General features: G+C 73.7%; 12 protein-coding genes. 4 read left to right on the top strand and 8 right to left on the bottom strand.

Annotation, left to right across the window (positions count from 1 at the left end; translation table 11 throughout):
• Positions 1–12: 12 nt before the first annotated feature.
• Genes FH609_RS17085 through deoC form a run of 3 tightly spaced genes read right to left on the bottom strand, consistent with a single transcriptional unit; the run spans position 13 to position 3,253 of the window.
• Positions 13–876, bottom strand: coding sequence for an aldehyde dehydrogenase family protein (locus FH609_RS17085; protein WP_139668421.1), 864 nt, complete (start codon positions 874–876; stop codon positions 13–15).
• Positions 869–2,299, bottom strand: a complete 1,431-nt coding sequence (locus tag FH609_RS17080; protein ID WP_122182199.1) for an aldehyde dehydrogenase family protein — start codon at positions 2,297–2,299, stop codon at positions 869–871. The genes FH609_RS17085 and FH609_RS17080 overlap by 8 nt, the downstream gene beginning before the upstream one ends.
• Positions 2,300–2,305: 6 nt before the next feature.
• Positions 2,306–3,253, bottom strand: coding sequence for a deoxyribose-phosphate aldolase (gene deoC, locus FH609_RS17075; RefSeq protein ID WP_226961760.1), 948 nt, complete (start codon positions 3,251–3,253; stop codon positions 2,306–2,308).
• 193 nt (positions 3,254–3,446) lie between these two features.
• Between deoC and FH609_RS17070 the strand changes: the two genes are divergently transcribed.
• Both FH609_RS17070 and FH609_RS17065 read left to right on the top strand, forming a co-directional pair.
• Positions 3,447–4,169, top strand: coding sequence for a PH domain-containing protein (locus FH609_RS17070; protein WP_139668417.1), 723 nt, complete (start codon positions 3,447–3,449; stop codon positions 4,167–4,169).
• Between the two features lie 191 nt (positions 4,170–4,360).
• Positions 4,361–5,665: a glycerophosphodiester phosphodiesterase family protein gene (locus FH609_RS17065; protein WP_139668415.1), complete on the top strand. Its 1,305-nt coding sequence runs from the start codon at positions 4,361–4,363 to the stop codon at positions 5,663–5,665.
• Between the two features lie 1,027 nt (positions 5,666–6,692).
• Here the strand turns inward: FH609_RS17065 and FH609_RS17060 are convergent.
• The 3 genes from FH609_RS17060 to FH609_RS17050 all read right to left on the bottom strand — a co-directional run bounded on the left by FH609_RS17060 (position 6,693) and on the right by FH609_RS17050 (position 9,845).
• Positions 6,693–8,423: a phospho-sugar mutase gene (locus tag FH609_RS17060; RefSeq protein ID WP_139668413.1), complete on the bottom strand. Its 1,731-nt coding sequence runs from the start codon at positions 8,421–8,423 to the stop codon at positions 6,693–6,695.
• A gap of 49 nt (positions 8,424–8,472) precedes the next feature.
• The gene (locus FH609_RS17055; protein WP_139668577.1) at positions 8,473–9,258 is read right to left on the bottom strand and encodes a purine-nucleoside phosphorylase; all 786 of its coding nucleotides are present in this window, start codon (positions 9,256–9,258) and stop codon (positions 8,473–8,475) included.
• 140 nt (positions 9,259–9,398) lie between these two features.
• Positions 9,399–9,845: a gamma-glutamylcyclotransferase gene (locus FH609_RS17050; protein ID WP_122182193.1), complete on the bottom strand. Its 447-nt coding sequence runs from the start codon at positions 9,843–9,845 to the stop codon at positions 9,399–9,401.
• Between the two features lie 129 nt (positions 9,846–9,974).
• Here FH609_RS17050 and FH609_RS17045 point away from each other — a divergent pair, with 129 nt between their 5' ends.
• Positions 9,975–11,408, top strand: coding sequence for an NAD(P)H-quinone dehydrogenase (locus FH609_RS17045; RefSeq protein WP_139668411.1), 1,434 nt, complete (start codon positions 9,975–9,977; stop codon positions 11,406–11,408).
• 163 nt (positions 11,409–11,571) lie between these two features.
• Positions 11,572–12,486 carry a DeoR/GlpR family DNA-binding transcription regulator gene (locus FH609_RS17040; RefSeq protein ID WP_193317920.1) on the top strand — a complete coding sequence of 305 codons (915 nt, stop codon included), beginning with the start codon at positions 11,572–11,574 and terminating at the stop codon, positions 12,484–12,486.
• A 1,037-nt stretch (positions 12,487–13,523) separates the two neighbouring features.
• Here FH609_RS17040 and FH609_RS17035 read toward each other — a convergent pair.
• Positions 13,524–15,302, bottom strand: coding sequence for an acetyl/propionyl/methylcrotonyl-CoA carboxylase subunit alpha (locus FH609_RS17035; protein ID WP_139668407.1), 1,779 nt, complete (start codon positions 15,300–15,302; stop codon positions 13,524–13,526).
• 721 nt (positions 15,303–16,023) lie between these two features.
• The gene (locus FH609_RS17025) at positions 16,024–16,662 is read right to left on the bottom strand and encodes a Maf family protein (protein ID WP_139668405.1); all 639 of its coding nucleotides are present in this window, start codon (positions 16,660–16,662) and stop codon (positions 16,024–16,026) included.
• Positions 16,663–16,750: the final 88 nt, after the last annotated feature.

Raw genomic sequence — 16,750 nt, 5'->3', positions numbered from 1 at the left:
GCCCCGCCCCGTTCACACCCCCGTCGGGTGCCAGACCGTCTTGGTCTCCAGGAAGCCCAACAGCCGGTCCGTGCCCGGCGGCGCCGTGAAGTCCTCGGACGGGTCGGGGCGGCGCACCCGCTTCAGGTTCTCCGCCGCCAGCACCTCCAGCTCGGTCGCCAACTCGGCGTCCGCGCCGGCCAGGTCGATCGCGTTGACGTCCTGGTGGGCGGCCAGCGGCCGGCCCAGCTCGGCCGTCGCGCCGCTGAGCACGTTGACCACCCCGCCCGGCACATCCGACGTGGCCAGCGCCTCGGCCAGCGACAGCGCCGGCAGCGGCGCGCGTTCGGAGGCGACGACCACCGCCACGTTCCCCGTGGTCAGCACCGGCGCCAGCACCGAGACCAAGCCCAGAAGCGAGGAGTCCCGGGGCGCCAACACCGCGACCACGCCCGTCGGTTCGGGCGTCGAGAGGTTGAAGTAGGGCCCGGCCACCGGGTTGGCGCCGCCGGCGACCTGCGCCACCTTGTCCGCCCAGCCGGCGTACCAGACCAGCCGATCCACGGTCGCGTCCACCACGGCCGCCGCCTTCGACCGCGACAGCCCGTCGGCCGCCGCGACCTCCGCGCGGAACTGGTCCCCGCGCCCCTGCACCATCTCCGCGATCCGGTAGAGCACCTGCCCCCGGTTGTAGGCGGTCGCGCCCGACCAGCGCGGGAACGCCTTCCTGGCCGCGACCACCGCGTCCCGCGCGTCCTTGCGCGAGGCCAGCGGTGCGTTGGCCAGCCAGCGGCCCTTCGCGTCGGTCACCTCGTACACCCGCCCGCTCTCGGACCGGGGGAACGCGCCCCCCACGAACAGCTTGTAGGTCTTGAGGACCGGCAGCGGCTCAGACATCGAGGTAGGCCTCCAGACCGTGACGGCCACCCTCGCGGCCGTAGCCCGACTCCTGGTACCCGCCGAACGGCGAGGTCGGGTCGAACTTGTTGAACGTGTTGGACCAGATCACGCCCGCGCGCAGCCGGTTCGCCATCCACAGGCTGCGCGAGCCCTTCTCCGTCCAGATGCCGGCGGAGAGCCCGTACGGCGTGTTGTTCGCCTTCTCCACCGCCTCCTGCGGGGTGCGGAACGTCAGCACCGACAGCACCGGGCCGAAGATCTCCTCCCGCGCGATCCGGTGCGCCTGTGTCACCCCGGTGAACAGCGTCGGCGCGAACCAGTAGCCGGTGGACGGCAGTTCACAGGACGGCGCCCAGCGCTCCGCGCCCTCCGCCTCGCCCGCGTCCGCCAACTCCCTGATGCGGGCGAGCTGTTCGGCCGAGTTGATGGCGCCGATGTCGGTGTTCTTGTCCAACGGGTCCCCCACCCGCAGCGTGCTCATCCGCGCCTTCAGCGCCGCCAGCAGCTCGTCGGCCACCGACTCCTGCACCAGCAACCGGGAGCCCGCACAGCACACATGCCCCTGGTTGAAGAAGATGCCCTGGACGATGCCCTCCACGGCCTGGTCCAGCGCCGCGTCGTCGAAGACGATGTGCGCCGCCTTGCCGCCCAGCTCCAGCGTGACCCGCTTGTGCGAGCCGGCCACCGTGCGCGCGATCGCCTTGCCCACCTCCGTCGAGCCGGTGAACGCCACCTTGTCGATGCCCGGGTGCGCCACCAGCGCCGCGCCCGTCGCGCCGTCCCCCGTCAGGATGTTGAGCACCCCGGGCGGCAGCCCCGCCTGCTGGCAGATCCGCGCGAACAGCAGCGCCGTCAGCGGCGTGGTCTCCGCCGGCTTGAGCACCATCGTGTTGCCCGTCGCCAGCGCCGGCGCGACCTTCCACGCCAGCATCAACAGCGGGAAGTTCCACGGGATCACCCCGCCGGCCACGCCCAACGGCCGGGGCGCCGGGCCGAATCCGGCGTGCTCCAGCTTGTCGGCCCAGCCCGCGTAGTAGAAGAAGTGCGCCGCGACCAGCGGCAGGTCCACGTCCCGCGACTCCCGGATCGGCTTGCCGTTGTCCAACGACTCCAGCACCGCCAGCTCGCGGGAGCGCTCCTGCACCAACCTGGCGATGCGGAACAGGTACTTGGCGCGCTCCGAGCCCGGCAGCGCCGACCAGCTCGCGAACGCCTTCCGCGCGGAGCGGACGGCCGCGTCCACGTCCTCGGCGCCCGCGTTGGCAACCTCCGAAAGCACCTCCTCGCTGGCCGGCGCGACCGTCTTGAAGACCGCCTCGTCGGCCGCCGGCCTGAACTCCCCGTCCACGAACAGCCCGTGCGAGGCCGGGATGTCCACGATCGCCCGGGACTCGGGCGCCGGCGCGTAGTCGAACGTCATCGTCGCTCAGTCCACCGTCACATAGTCGGGGCCCGAGTACCGTCCGGTACCGAGCTTCTGACGCTGCATCAGCAGGTCGTTCAGCAGGCTGGAGGCGCCGAACCTGAACCACTCCGGGCTCAGCCAGTCAGGCCCCGCCGTCTCGTTCACCAACACCAGGAACTTCAGCGCGTCCTTGGCGGTGCGGATGCCACCGGCCGGCTTCACCCCGATCTGCCGCCCGGTCGCGGCACGGAAGTCCCGCACCGCCTGGAGCATCAACAGGGTGTTGGCTGGCGTGGCGTTGACCCCGACCTTGCCGGTCGAGGTCTTGATGAAGTCGGCGCCGGCCAGCATCGCCAGCCAGGAGGCGCGGCGGATGTTGTCGTAGGTGGCCAACTCCCCGTTCTCCAGGATGACCTTGAGGTGCGCGTCGCCGCACGCCGCTCGGACCGCCACGATCTCCTCGTAGACCGAGAGGTAGCGGCCGGCCAGGAACGCGCCCCGGTCGATGACCATGTCCACCTCGTCGGCGCCGGCCGCGACCGCCTCGGCGACGTCGGCCAGCTTCACGGAACGGGCGGCGCGGCCGGCCGGGAACGCCGTGGCCACCGACGCCACCGCGATGCCGCTGCCCGCCAGGGCCTCCTTCGCGACGGCGACCAGGTCGGAGTAGACGCAGATCGCGGCGACCCGGGGCGTGGAACGGTCGGTCGGGTCCGGGTTGCGGCCCTTGGCGCACAGCGCCCGCACCTTGCCCGGGGTGTCGGCGCCCTCCAGCGTGGTCAGGTCGATCATGGAGATCGCCAGGTCCAACGCGTACACCTTGGCCGTCGTCTTGATCGAACGCGTCCCCAGCGCGCCGGCGCGGGCCTCAAGACCCACCGCGTCGACCCCGGGGAGCCCGTGCAGGAAGCGGCGCAGCGCCGCGTCGGACGCGGTCACGTCCGCCAGCGTCTCGGCCTTCGAAGACATGGTCACCAGACGAGCATATCTACGCGCGTAGTGGCATGTCATCCCCGGCGACGGATTCGAGCCGGCGGCCGGGGGCCCGTGGCACCTCTCCGAACGGCGCGGCGCCCGGGTCCCGGCGCCCGTCCCGAGCGGCCAGGGAACTATGGCATAACGGTCGGTTGAAGCCTGGCGGGTCTCCGGCAGAATCGGGGGCATGACGAGTGAGCCCGAGAAGTACGCCGACCGCATCTACCGTTCCGGTTCGGCGCTGGTCGCCGGGGTGGTGCTGCTCGGCCTGGTGGGCTGGCTCGCCGGCGACGCGCTGCTGCGCGGCGACGGCCGCACGCCGGTGACCGCCGCCTCCACCCTCCTCTTCGTGGCCCCGCTGGTGATCGCGTTCACCCTGCGGCCCGCTGTCTTCGCCTCCGACGAACGGCTCCGGGTGCGCAACCCGTTCCGCACCATCACCGCCCCCTGGAGCGCCGTCGAGACCATCCACGCCGGCTACTCAACGGAGTTGGTGGCCGGCGGGGTCAAGTACCAGCTGTGGGCGATCCCGGTCTCGCTGCGCGCCAGGTCCAAGGCCAACCGCCGCCGGGAGAACGCGGAGGCCGGGCGCGCGCCCCGCACGTTCCTCGGCCTGGGCGGCCCGATCGGCGGCGCGGCCGACGTGGACGCCGCGCGCCCGGCGCCCGGCGACATGGCCGTCGCGGAACTCCGCGAACTCGCCGAGCGGCACGGCCGGGACGAGGCCGCGCGGGGCGCGTCGTCCTCGCGGGGCGAGAACGGGGACGCCGGGGAGAACGGGGACGCCGGGGAGAACGGTGCGGACGAGGGGAACGGGCGCGGCGAGGTCGTGGTGCGCTGGAGCTACGAGATCCTCGCGCCGCTGGCCCTGGGCGGCGTGGCGCTGCTGGTGCTCTGGCTGACGTCCTGACCCGCTGACCTGTTGACCTGCCGAGGCGGTGAACCTGGCCGGTTCCGGCGGCGGTTGGCCGGAACCACCCGGTGGACCGCTTCCCTTTGGCGGGGGTTCTCCCGCCGTACCCCGATCGTCCGTAGGGTCCTTCGCGCCCGGGGTCGTCCCCAGGCTCCCTGGACACCGAGCCGATCGAGGTGTGTTGACCGATGCGCGTACGTTCCCTCGCCGTTCCGTTGACGGCGGCCACGGCCGTCGTCCTGACCAGCCTGGTCGCCGTGGACTCCGCCCCGACGCCCACCGCCGACGCGGCCGAGGCCGCCGCCGAGGTCGCCGCCGAGGTCGCCGGGCGGGGCGGCGGCCACCACCGTGAGGTGCCCGTCGTCGCGCACCGGGGCGCGCCCCGGCACGCGCCGGAGGAGACCGCGGCCGCCTACCGCGAGGCGCTCGCCCAGGGCGCCGAAGTGCTGGAGGGCGACGTCCAGTTGACCGCCGACGGCGAACTCGTCCTGGTCCACGACGACACCCTGGAGCGGACCACCAACGTCGAGGAGGTCTTCCCCGAGCGGGCCGGCGCGGACGTCGGGGCGTTCACCCTGGCCGAGATCAGGCGGCTGGACGCCGGGTCCTGGCATCGCGAGGAGTACGCGGGGGAGCGGGTGCCCACCGTCGAGGAGATCCTCCGCCTGAACCGGGGCCGCGCCGCGTTCACCTTCGAGCTGAAGGCGCCGGAGAAGAGCCCGGGGGTGGCCACCAAGCTCGCCGAACTCCTCGACGAGTACGGCTACGACGACGACTCAACGACCCGCTCCGGCGCGTTCCGCGTCATGGTCCACTCGCGGGACCAGGACGCGCTGCGGGAGTTCGGGTCGGTGCTGCCGGACGTTCCCCTGGCGTACCTCACGGGCGGCGCGATGCTCGGCGACGAGGAACTGGCCGAGCTGGCCGAGTGGACCGTCGGCGTCTTCGCCGACCCGCGCGTGACCAGCGCGGCGGACGTCGAACGCGCCCACGACGCCGGCCTGTTGGTCTACAACGACCCGGTCGACAGCCCCGAGCAGCTGGCGATGACCCTGGACCAGGGGTACGACTACCTGGTCACCAACCTCACCGACACGGCCCGCCGCGTCCGCGACGGGCGCGACCCGGAGCCGCGCGCGGCCGGCGTGGTCGTGGACCACGTCTACCCCAACCCCTCGGGCGACGACATGCGGCCCGAGGAGTCGGAGTACGTCGCCCTGCGCAACACGACGAACCGCCCGATCGACGTCTCCGGCCACTACCTGCGCGACGGCGCGGGCAACGTGCGGGTGATCATCGGCGACGGCTATGTCGTGCAGCCCGGCAGCCTGCTGCGCGTCCACATCGGCTCCGGGGCCAACACCGCGACCGACTTCCACGCGGGCCTGGAGACGGCGATCCTCAACAACACGGTGGGCGACACGATCCAGTACTACAACGAGCGGCATGTGATCGAGGACGTCTACTCGTACATCGCGCCGCCGGTGGCGTAGTCCGCCGGGTCGCCTGCGGCGGGGGCGCCTGCGGCGGGCTTGGGGGAGCGGCGTCGGCCGCTGGACGGCTGGACGGCTGGGCGCGCCGGCGCTCCGCGCTGGCTGGGCCGGGCGCCGTGGCCGGGCGTCGGGCCCGGGGGTGTGGTTGGCCGGCCGGCGGGCGGCTGAGCGCCGTGCCCGGCGTGTGGTGCGGTCGCCTGCGGCGGGCTATGGGGAGCGGCGCCCGGGCGGACCCGGACGCCCACCGGGTCGGCGACTGGCGGCTGTTCACCCGGCGGCCCCTGGGTGCTTGGCCTGCCGGCCGGCCGGCTGTCAATCGGTGGCGGCGGTCGGGCGTCGGGCCCGGGGGTGTGGTTGGCCGGCCGACCGGTCGGGGCGGCCGGCTGACCGGCCGGCGGGCGGCTGAGCGCCGTGCCCGGGTGTGCGGCGTGGTCGCCTGCGGCGGGCTTTGGGGAGGCGCCGCCGGCCGCTGGCCGGCGGGGCACCGTGGCCGGGCGCATCGCCCGTGTGGGCTCGGCCCGTCGGCCGGGGGATGGTTGGGCGCATCGGTCGGATGTGCGGCTCGGCCTGCCGGTCTGGCGGAGGCGCCCGTCGCCGGTGCCGCGGGCCAACGGCCGGCGGACCGCCGCCTCGGCGCCAGCCGCCTCGCCGCACCGCCGGCTCGTGGTGCGGTCGCAGGTTTCTGACGGGCGCACCCGGCCCGGAGGGCATCGTCAGGTGCCGGGCCGAGAAGTTTCGCCGGGCACCGGCACGGACGGCTACGACAGCGCGGGGCGAGGGGCCTCAGGCACTGGCCCCGCCGGCCTCGACAGACACCGGCGCGGCGGACTTCTTCGGGCACCGGCCCCGGCATACACCCGCTTCGGGCGGCTCCGGCAGAGGCCGGCGGGCCCGGGCCCGGGGCGTTGGTGTCTGTCCCACTGGCCCGGCGGGGCGCGCCGTCGTACGGCGCCCGCCGGCGGTCGGCGTGGCGGGTGTCGTCCTCACGCCGGGGCACCGCGTGCCCCGGCGGCGGCGAGCCGCCGGGCTACTCCGTCGGCAGGCCCGCCCGGTCGGCCAGGTCTCGGCGCAGGGTTGCCAGGGTCCGCGCCGCCACGGCGCGGGCCGCCGGCAGGGCGGCCGGGTCGGCGGCGGGGACGACGACCTCCAGATAGCACTTGATCTTCGGCTCGGTGCCCGAGGGCCGGACCACCACCCGCGCCGCCGCCACCGGGCCCCCGCCGGCCAGGCGGTAGCGGAGGCCGTCGGTCGGCGGCAGTTCGGGCGTGCCGTCGCGCAGGTCGTCGGCCGCCGCGACCGGCAGCCCGGCCAGCTCGCTCGGCGGGTCCGCGCGCAGCCGGCGCATCGCGTCGGCGATCAGCGACAGGTCGGCGACCCGGACCGACAGCTGGTCCGTGGCGTGCAGCCCGTGCCGCACCGCCAACTCGTCCAGCAGGTCGGTCAACGAGCGGCCCTCCGCGCGCAGTCCCGCCGCCAGTTCGGCGACGAGCAGCGCGGCGGTCACGCCGTCCTTGTCGCGGACGCCGGCCGGGTCGACGCAGTAGCCCAGCGCCTCCTCGTAGGCGTAGCCGAGGTCAGGCACCCGGGCCAGCCACTTGAAGCCGGTCAGCGTCTCGGTGTAGGCCAGCCCCGCCTCGGCGGCGATCCGGCCGACCAGGGACGAGGAGACGATCGAGGTGGCGAACGTTCCCTTCCGGCCGCCGCGCACCAGATGGGCCGCGAGCAGCGCGCCCACCTCGTCGCCGCGCAGCATCCGCCAGCCGCCCTCGGCCGCCGGGTCGGGGACACCCACGGCGCAGCGGTCCGCGTCCGGGTCGTTGGCCAGCAGCAGTTCGGCGCCCGGGGTCGCGGCGGCCGTCGCCATGGCGAGGTCCATCGCGCCGGGCTCCTCCGGGTTGGGGAAGGAGACGGTCGGGAAGTCCGGGTCGGGCGCCGCCTGTTCGGGCACCTCGACGGGCGCGGGGAAGCCGTTCCTGGTGAACGCCTCGGTCAGCACCGACTGGCCCACGCCGTGCAGCGGGGTATAGACGCTGAGCACGGTGCGCGGCGAGCCCGGCGTCAACGCGGCGCCGCTGTGCGCCAGATAGGACGCGACGATCTCCTCGCCCAGCACCTCCCAGCCGCCGGCCGGCCTGGGCACGTCGGCAAGCGCGCCGACCGCCGCGATCTCGGCGGCGATCTCCGCGTCGGCCGGCGGCACGATCTGGCTGCCGTCGCCGAGGTAGACCTTGTAGCCGTTGTCCCGGGGCGGGTTGTGGCTGGCCGTGACGGCGATGCCGGCGACCGCGCCCAACTCCCTGATGGCGAACGCCAGCACCGGCGTGGGCAGCGGCCGGGGCAGCAGCGCGGCGCGCAGCCCGGCGCCGACGAGGACGGCGGCGCTGTCGAGCGCGAACCGCTCGCTGTTGTGCCGGGCGTCGTAGCCGACGACGACCAGCCCCGGCGAACGCTGCCGCAGATAGCCGGCGAGGCCGGCGGCGGCGCGGATCACCACGGCGCGGTTCATCCGCATCGGGCCCGCGCCCATCTCGCCGCGCAGCCCGGCGGTGCCGAACTGGAGCGTGCCGGCGAAGCGTTCGGCCAGCCCGGCCCGGCCGGCGCCGCCCCTGCCGTCGGAACGGTCGGCGCGGTCCAGCAACGTGGCCAGCTCGGCGCGGGTCGCCGGGTCGGGGTCCTCGGCGAGCCAGGCGCGCGCCCGGGCGAGCAGGTCCTCGTCGGCGTGCGGCTTCGCCGGTTCCGGGGTGGTGTTCGCGTTCATCGACAACTCCTGGGCCGACCGGTCGTGCGCGGTTCTCGTTGCGGGACGATCAGAGTTTGACCAGCACCTGGTTGAGGAGGGACCCCATGCGGTCGGCGGCGTCGCGGCCGGCCCGCAGGACCTCCTCGTGGTCGAGCGGGGCGCCGGTGATCCCGGCGGCGAGGTTGGTCACCAGCGAGACGGCCAGCACCTCGGCCCCCGCCTCGCGGGCCGCGATGGCCTCCAGCACCGTGGACATGCCCACCAGGTCCCCGCCGATCGTCCGTACCATCCGGATCTCGGCCGGGGTCTCGTAGTGCGGCCCGGGGAACTGCACATAGACGCCCTCCTCCAGGCTGGGGTCGATCTCCTGACAGAGCGCCCGCAGGCGTGGCGAGTAAAGATCGGTCAGATCAACGAAGTTCGAGCCCACGATCGGCGACGTACCGGTCATGTTGATGTGGTCGCTGATCAGGATTGGCTGTCCCACGTGCATTCCCTGGCGCAGCCCGCCGCAGCTGTTGGTCAGCACCACCGTGCGGCAGCCGGCCGCCACGGCGGTGCGCACCCCGTGCGCCACGGCGCCCACGCCCAGGCCCTCGTAGAGGTGGGTGCGCCCGAGGAACACCAGCGCGCGTTTGTCGCCCACCTGGTAGGAGTGGACCCGGCCGGCGTGGCCCTCGGCGGTCGGCGGCGGGAAGCCGGGCAGCTCGGTCACGTCCAGCGCGGCGGTCGGCGTTCCCAGCCGCTCGCTCGCCGGGCCCCAACCCGAGCCCATGACCAGTGCCACGTCATGGCTGTCCACACCGGTCAACTCGCGTAGCCGGGCGGCGGCCGCCTCGCCCGAGCGGGCCATGTCAGATGCGTTCACGGAGTGAGCCTAACCGTTTCCTTCCTACGCGCGTAGACGGCGTACGCGTCAGGATCGGGTACCAGCCACCCAACGCCGGGGAAACCGGTCGGGTCTCGGCGCCGGTGTGTGCGGGACAGGCGGGTTCAGCAGGGGCGCTTGCGCAGTTCCATCACATAGTCGTGGGGCGCCCCGGCCGACTCGGCGGCGTCGGCGATCTCGCCGAGGTAGCGCGCGGAGGGCAGCCCGCCCTCGTAGCCGTTGAGCACATAGGCCCAGGCGTTGACCGCGCCGTCCAGGGTGTCCACGCGGACCCTCGTCCTGCGGTAGATGTCCAGGCCCACGCCTTCCCATCGGTCGAGGCGCTCCTCGTCCATGGGGGCGATGTCGTAGAGCGCGACGAACACGTCGGGCGCCGGCGGGACGCCCGCCTCGACCAGGGTGGCCAGCGCGCCCTCCCAACCCATCTCCTCGCCGCCGAACGTGAGCCGCCAGCCGGTGATCCAGCCGGTGCCGCGCAGCGGCGAGTGCGGAGCGCGCCGGGCCATCAACCGGGGGTCGAGGTTCACGGCGTAAGCGGCGTAGAGCGACATGGTCCTAGAGCGTACGGGAGCCGGGCGCCCGGAAGGGCGGGCGCGGGCGACCGGTGCGGAGGAGGGGGCCGCGCGGGTGGGCGCGGGGGCCGGGCGCGCGGCGGGCGCCCCGTGCGGGACACTGGACGGGTGACTCGAATCGTGATCATTGGTGGCGGACCAGGCGGATACGAGGCGGCGCTGGTGGCGGCGCAGCTCGGCGCCGAGGTGACCGTCGTGGACCGGGACGGCCTGGGCGGCGCCTCCGTGCTCACGGACTGCGTGCCGTCCAAGACGCTGATCGCGACGGCCGAGGTGATGACCGGCTTCGACTCCTCGCACGAGGAGCTGGGCATCGAGATCGACCACGACGGGGACGGCATCGGCGACGAGGTGCGGGGCATCGGCGTGGACCTGGGGGTGGTCAACCGCCGGGTGAAGCGGCTGGCGCTCGCCCAGTCCCACGACATCACCGTCTCGGTCAAGCGCGCCGGGGTGACCGTGCTGCGCGGCCGGGGGCGGCTGCTGCCCGGGCAGGCCCCGGACGGCACCCGGCGGGTCGCGGTCGAGGAGACCGGGGGCGGCCGGCGGGAGCTGGTGGCCGACGCGGTGCTGGTGGCCACCGGCGGGCACCCGCGCGAGATCCCGGACGCCAGGCCGGACGGGGAGCGCATCCTCAACTGGACGCAGGTGTACGACCTGGCCGAGCTGCCGGAGGAACTGGTGGTGGTCGGCTCCGGCGTCACCGGCGCCGAGTTCGCCGGCGCGTACCAGGCGTTGGGCTCCCGGGTGACGCTGGTCTCCTCGCGGGACCGAGTGCTGCCGGGCGAGGACCCGGACGCCGCCGCCGTGCTGGAGGACGTCTTCCGGCGGCGCGGCATGAACGTGCTCTCCCGCTCCCGGGCGGCCGCGGCCAAGCGGGTCGGGGACCGGGTGGAGATCACCCTCTCGGACGGGCGGACCGTCTCGGGAACGCACTGCCTGATGGCGGTGGGCGCGGTCCCGAACACCTCCGACATGGGCCTGGCGGAGGCCGGCGTCAAGCTGTCGGAGTCCGGCCATGTCTGCGTGGACAAGGTCTCCCGCACCTCGGCGCCCGGCGTCTACGCGGCGGGCGACTGCACCGGCGTGTTCGCGCTGGCCTCGGTGGCGGCGATGCAGGGGCGGATCGCGATGTACCACTTCCTGGGCGACGCGGTGGCGCCGCTGGACCTGAAGACGGTCTCGGGCAACATCTTCACCGACCCGGAGATCGCCACCGTCGGCTACAGCCAGCAGGACGTGGACGCGGGCCGGATCGACGCGCGGGTGGTGAAGCTGCCGCTGCTGCGGAACCCGAGGGCGAAGATGCAGGGCGTGCGGGACGGCTTCGTGAAGCTCTTCGCGCGGCCGGGAACGGGCATCGTGGTGGGGGGTGTTGTCGTTTCGCCGCGCGCCAGTGAGCTTATTCATCCGATAGCGATCGCGGTGGACAACAGTTTGACGGTGGAACAGATCGCAAAGACGTTCACCGTTTACCCCTCGCTCTCCGGCACGATCGCGGAGGCGGCGCGTCAGCTCCATACACGAAAAGGCGTGGAATAACAGGAGGCGCAGGCGGGGCGCTGGATGCACGGGGGTGCGCCCCCGGCGCATAGCACGCCGGGGGCGTGCGTATAGACAACTTCGATAAATCCTCGCAACCTGCTGAAAGCAGATGGTCGTTGGGGTTACTGTCGGTTCCGTGTTCGCTGCAGAACGTCGTCAGATGATTCTCGAAATGGTGCGCGCCAACGGAGCCGTGTCGCTCCGCGAGCTGGCCCGCGTCGTCCAGACCTCAGAAGTGACCGTCCGGCGCGATGTTCGCGCCCTGGAGGCAGAAGGGCTGCTTGACCGCAGACACGGGGGTGCGGTCCTGCCGGGTGGGTTCACCCGGGAGTCCGGATTCCCCCAGCGGGCCATGGCCGCCACGGCGGAGAAGACCGCCATCGCCGAGCACGCCGCCTCGCTGGTGCGGGAGGGCGAGGCCATCGTGGTGGGTGCCGGCACCACCACGCAGGAGCTGGCCCGCCGGCTGGCCCGGGTTCCCGGGCTGACGGTGGTCACCAACTCCCTGTTGGTGGCCCAGGCGTTGGCGCACGCCAACCGCGTGGAGGTGGTGATGACGGGCGGCACCCTGCGCGGGTCCAACTACGCGTTGGTCGGCAGCGGCGCCGAACAGTCGCTGCTCGGGCTGCGGGTCAGCCGCGCGTTCCTCTCCGGCTCGGGGCTCACCGCCGACCGTGGCCTGTCCACCTCCAACATGCTGGCCGCCAGCGTGGATCGGGCGCTGCTGCGGGCGGCGGCCGAGGTGGTGGTCCTGGCCGACCACACCAAGCTGGGCGCCGACACGGCGTTCCAGACCGTTCCGACCGACCTGATCACCCAGCTGATCACCGACCAGCCGCCCCCCGAGGCGGAGAAGGCGAGCGCCGAGCTGGAGGCGCTCGCCGAGCAGGGGGTGCGCGTCTCCGTGGTGGGCGCCGGGGTGCCGCCGGCGGCCAAGTCGGCCACCGAGCGGGGCGATCCGGTCCGCCGCGATCTGCCGCTGCCCGCGCCACGGGCCACGGGCCATCCGGGGCTCGGCGGCTCGACGCCGCCGATGGGGCAGCGGGTCTCCGACCTGGCTCCCCGCCGCCGGTAGCCTCCGGCGGTTTCGCGGACGCCGCGCGGCCCTGGGGGCCGCGCGGCGGTGACGCTGTGCGGCGGTGCGGGCTGGTTGTCGACGGGTCGGTTGCTAACGGGCTGGCCGCCCGGGCGGGTTGGGCGGCGGTTGGTTTGGCGACGGGCTGTCGTTGGACGGTTCGCTGCGCGGCGGTTCGCTGCGCGGGGGTGGGGCCGGTCAGGTGTGTTGGCGGATGCTGGCTGGCCGGCGGTCTTTTCCGGCGTGATGGCGGCTGGCCGGCAACGGGGCGGCTGCCCGGGCCGGTTGGGCGGCGGTTTGGTTGGGCGACGGCCTGTCGTTCGGCGGTTGGTTGCGTGGCGGCGGGGGCCGGTCAGGCGCCATGGCGCTTGGTCGGGTGGCCTGGGGGGCGACGTCCGCGCAAGGGCCGTGCGAGCCTGGGCAGTTGAACGAATCGTTCAACTCTCGACGGGCACCTAGTAAAAGGGTCCCTCACCCCCTGCCCGGAAGCCGACAAGGCGCGGACTACCCCACCGGCAGGCGATGTTCGCGCGGCAGCGTGGTCGTTGACCGAACTCCGCAAAGCGCCGCACCCGAAACGACGACTGGCACGGCCCCGTTGAGTCGTCCGACGATCGGTCATGTCCGAGACGGGCGACATGCCGGGGCAGGCCGGCGAAGCCGGTGCGCGCTACGCACGCCCCCAGCGGCCGGCCGTCCCCCAAAGAACGCCGCGGTCCCGCGCCCGGAGGGCACGCACCGCCAGAGCTGACCCCCGTTCGGCAACGAACCCCACCTCCCGGAAGCCGCGCCCCCCTTCCCAGCCAGCCTCCTGCCGCTATTCGTTACGCCCGCACCCGGCTGGTCGTGTGCCATGTAGGCCCGGCGTCGTGGTCCGCGCCAGAGCCCCCACCACACCGCAGGGTCTCGTCGACCAACAAACGGCCAGTCGGGCTGCCCCGCACCGGCCACCGGCCCGCAGACAAACCCCGCACCACCCGCACCCCCGGCGCCTGGCCATCCGGCCAGGCGCCGGCGTCAACGGGGCCGTCTCCTCGTCAGTCCTTGATCTCGCAGATCACCGCGCCCGCCGAGAGGGAAGCGCCGACCTCGGCCTTGAGGGCGCCGACGGTGCCGGAGCGGTGCGCGTTGATGGGCTGCTCCATCTTCATCGCCTCCAGGACGATCACCAGCTCGCCCTCCTCGACCCGCTGCCCCTCCTCGACCGCGACCTTCACCACCGTGCCCTGCATCGGCGAGGGCAGCGCGTCGCCGGTGGGCGCCGCGCCCCCGGCGCGCTTGCTCGCCTTCCGGCGCGCGGGGCGCGCGCCGCCGGCCACGGCCGCCCGCGCCAGCGGCATCGCCAGCGTCGCCGGCAGCGACACCTCAAGCCGCTTGCCGCCGACCTCGACGACCACCGTCTCCCGGAACCCGTTCTCCTCGGCCTCGCCGGGAACGGCCTGGAACGGCGGCAGTTCGTTGACGAACTCCGTCTCGATCCACCGGGTGTGGACGGAGAACGGCTCGCCCTCCCGCCCGTTGACCTCGGGCGCGAACGCCGGGTCCCTGATCACCGTGCGGTGGAACGGGATCACCGTCGCCATGCCCTCGACCTGGAACTCGGCCAGCGCCCTGGCCGCCCGCTCCAGCGCCTGCCGGCGGGTGGCGCCCGTGACGATCAGCTTGGCCAGCATCGAGTCCCACGCCGGGCCGATCACCGAACCCGACTCCACGCCGGTGTCCACGCGGACGCCCGGCCCGAGCGGCGGCACGAACGTGCTCACCGTGCCGGGCGCGGGCAGGAAGTTGCGCCCCGGGTCCTCGCCGTTGATCCGGAACTCCAACGAGTGCCCGCGCAGCGGCGGGTCGTCGTACCCCAGCGCCTCGCCCTGCGCGATGCGCAGCTGCTCGCGGACCAGGTCGATGCCGGTGACCTCCTCCGTCACCGGATGCTCCACCTGGAGCCGGGTGTTGACCTCAAGGAACGAGATGGTGCCGTCCTGGCCGACCAGGAACTCGCAGGTGCCGGCGCCGACATAGCCGGCCTCGCGCAGGATCGCCTTGGACGCCCGGTACAGTTCGGCGTTCTGCTCGTCCGTCAGGAACGGCGCCGGCGCCTCCTCGACCAGCTTCTGGTGGCGGCGCTGGAGGGAGCAGTCGCGGGTGGAGACGACGACCACGTTGCCGTGCGTGTCGGCCAGGCACTGGGTCTCGACGTGGCGCGGCCGGTCCAGGTACCGCTCGACGAAGCACTCGCCCCGGCCGAACGCGGCCAGCGCCTCGCGCACCGCCGAGTCGTACAGCTCCGGGATCTCCTCCAGGGTGCGGGCCACCTTCAGGCCGCGACCGCCGCCGCCGAACGCCGCCTTGATGGCGACCGGCAGGCCGTTCTCGCGGGCGAACGCCACCACCTCGTCGGAGCCGGAGACCGGGTCCTTGGTGCCGGCGACCAGGGGCGCGCCGGCGCGCTGCGCGATGTGCCTCGCCGCGACCTTGTCGCCCAGCGCGCGGATCGCGTCCGGGGACGGGCCGATCCAGGTGAGCCCGGCGTCGAGGACGGCCTGGGCGAACTCCGCGTTCTCGGACAGGAATCCGTAGCCCGGGTGGATCGCGTCCGCCCCCGCGACGGACGCGGCCCGCAGGACCTTGTCGATATCGAGATAGCTGGCGGCGGGCGTGTCACCGCCGAGTGCGAACGCCTCGTCGGTCGCCCGGACGTGTAGCGCGTCCCGGTCCGGCTCGGCGTAGACGGCCACGCTGGCGATGCCTGCGTCGCGGCAGGCACGGGCGACCCGCACGGCGATTTCGCCACGGTTGGCGATGAGCACCTTACGCACGATGGCTCCCTCCTTGGAACAAAGCGATTTTAGGTACTGGCGACACCCCGCAACGAGTCGCCCACAGGGGTGACCTTGCCCACACGGACGGTGAGAGGCAGCGGCCAAGAGCGCTTGCAACCTTGCTATACCAAGGTACGCGCCGTTTTCGGGGCCATCGGGTGGCCGGTTCGCGGGACCTCGCGCGGCACCCGAGGTCAGGGCGCCGCGCCACCCGATGTTGTAGGAATCCCATAACGGTTGACGGGATTCTTTGCCGCCGCGCGGGGGCTTGTCGGTGGCGTTACCCGGCAGTAGCGTGCGCGGCGTGCACCGAGGCAGACGAAGCGTGACGGCAGTGGCGGCCGTGGTGGTCATCGGGTTGGCGGCGGGTCTCGGCCTGCTGCACTGGATACTCGGGCTGGCGGCCGACCGCCAGGAGATGTCGATCGCCGGGCTTTCGCCCAACGCGATCAGCGCCGGCGCGTGGGCCGGCGGCGGAACGCTGGCCGCGTTCCTGCTGTGCTGCGGCGCGCTGTTGGCGCGGATGGCGGTCAGCGACCGGCCGCCGGGTCGGGTGGCGCGGGCGGCGCTGGTGGGCGCCGCGTGCCTCCAACTGGTGCTGGGCGCGCTGGCCGTTGGCCTGGTCGGCTGGGTGGCGTTCACGGGACTGATGGTGGTCTTCGGCCTGTTGGTGGCGAGCCTGCTGCTGTACCCGGCCGAGGGGCTGGCCGGGCGGCGCTCAGCTCGTCCACAGGTCCGTGACGGCGATCCCGGCGCCGGCCAACAGGCGGCGCAGCAGCGGCAGGGAGAGCCCGATGACCGTGCCGTGGTCGCCCGTGATGCCCTCGACGAACGGGGCGGACCTGCCGTCGAGGGTGAACGCGCCCGCGACGTACAGGGGTTCGCCGCTGGCCACATAGGCCGCGATCTCCGCGTCTGACGGCTCCCCGAAGTGGACGGTGGTCGAGGCCACCGCGCTCGCGCGGTGCCCGCCGGCCGTGTCGATCAGGCAGTGGCCGGTGCGCAGCACCCCGTCCCTGCCGCGCATCGCCTTCCACCGGGCGGTCGCCTCCTCGGCGTCCGCCGGCTTGCCCAGCGCGACGCCGTCGATGTCCAGTACCGAGTCGCAGCCGAGGACCAACGCGCCGGCCGCCTCGGGGCGCCGGGCGACCGCCTCCGCCTTGGCCTCGGCGAGCAGTTGCGCGAGCGCCTCCGGCTCCTCGACGGCCAACGCGTCCTCGTCCACGCCGCTGACGATCACCTCGGGCGCGAGGCCCGCCTGTCGCAACAGGCCCAGTCGGGCCGGCGACTGCGAGGCCAACACGAGGCGTCGCGCCGGGCGGTGCGGGCCGCCGGTGCTTTCGTTCTCCGCGTTCATGAGCCCGAGGTTAGCCGCTGCCGCTCGACGGACACTTGGGCCTTGCCGGCCGGCCCGCAGTCGACCACGCGCCGTGGCTGTCCCTGGA

Origin of the sequence: Streptomyces sp. 3MP-14, from assembly GCF_006334905.2 — a bacterium.
Lineage (GTDB): Bacteria > Actinomycetota > Actinomycetes > Streptomycetales > Streptomycetaceae > Streptomyces > Streptomyces triticirhizae.
The sequence above is the reverse complement of the archived record's forward strand: the minus strand, read 5'-3'. Positions and strand labels throughout refer to the sequence as shown.

Excerpts from the sequence above, each read along its gene's own strand:
- FH609_RS17025 (WP_139668405.1), bottom strand. The coding sequence starts at position 16,662 with ATGAACGCGGAGAACGAAAGCACCGGCGGCCCGCACCGCCCGGCGCGA.
- FH609_RS17080 (WP_122182199.1), bottom strand. The coding sequence starts at position 2,299 with ATGACGTTCGACTACGCGCCGGCGCCCGAGTCCCGGGCGATCGTGGAC.
- FH609_RS17085 (WP_139668421.1), bottom strand. The coding sequence starts at position 876 with ATGTCTGAGCCGCTGCCGGTCCTCAAGACCTACAAGCTGTTCGTGGGG.
- FH609_RS17050 (WP_122182193.1), bottom strand. The coding sequence starts at position 9,845 with ATGTCGCTCTACGCCGCTTACGCCGTGAACCTCGACCCCCGGTTGATG.
- FH609_RS17060 (WP_139668413.1), bottom strand. The coding sequence starts at position 8,423 with ATGAACGCGAACACCACCCCGGAACCGGCGAAGCCGCACGCCGACGAG.
- deoC (WP_226961760.1), bottom strand. The coding sequence starts at position 3,253 with ATGTCTTCGAAGGCCGAGACGCTGGCGGACGTGACCGCGTCCGACGCG.
- FH609_RS17065 (WP_139668415.1), top strand. The coding sequence starts at position 4,361 with ATGCGCGTACGTTCCCTCGCCGTTCCGTTGACGGCGGCCACGGCCGTC.
- FH609_RS17070 (WP_139668417.1), top strand. The coding sequence starts at position 3,447 with ATGACGAGTGAGCCCGAGAAGTACGCCGACCGCATCTACCGTTCCGGT.
- FH609_RS17040 (WP_193317920.1), top strand. The coding sequence starts at position 11,572 with ATGATTCTCGAAATGGTGCGCGCCAACGGAGCCGTGTCGCTCCGCGAG.
- FH609_RS17055 (WP_139668577.1), bottom strand. The coding sequence starts at position 9,258 with ATGGCCCGCTCGGGCGAGGCGGCCGCCGCCCGGCTACGCGAGTTGACC.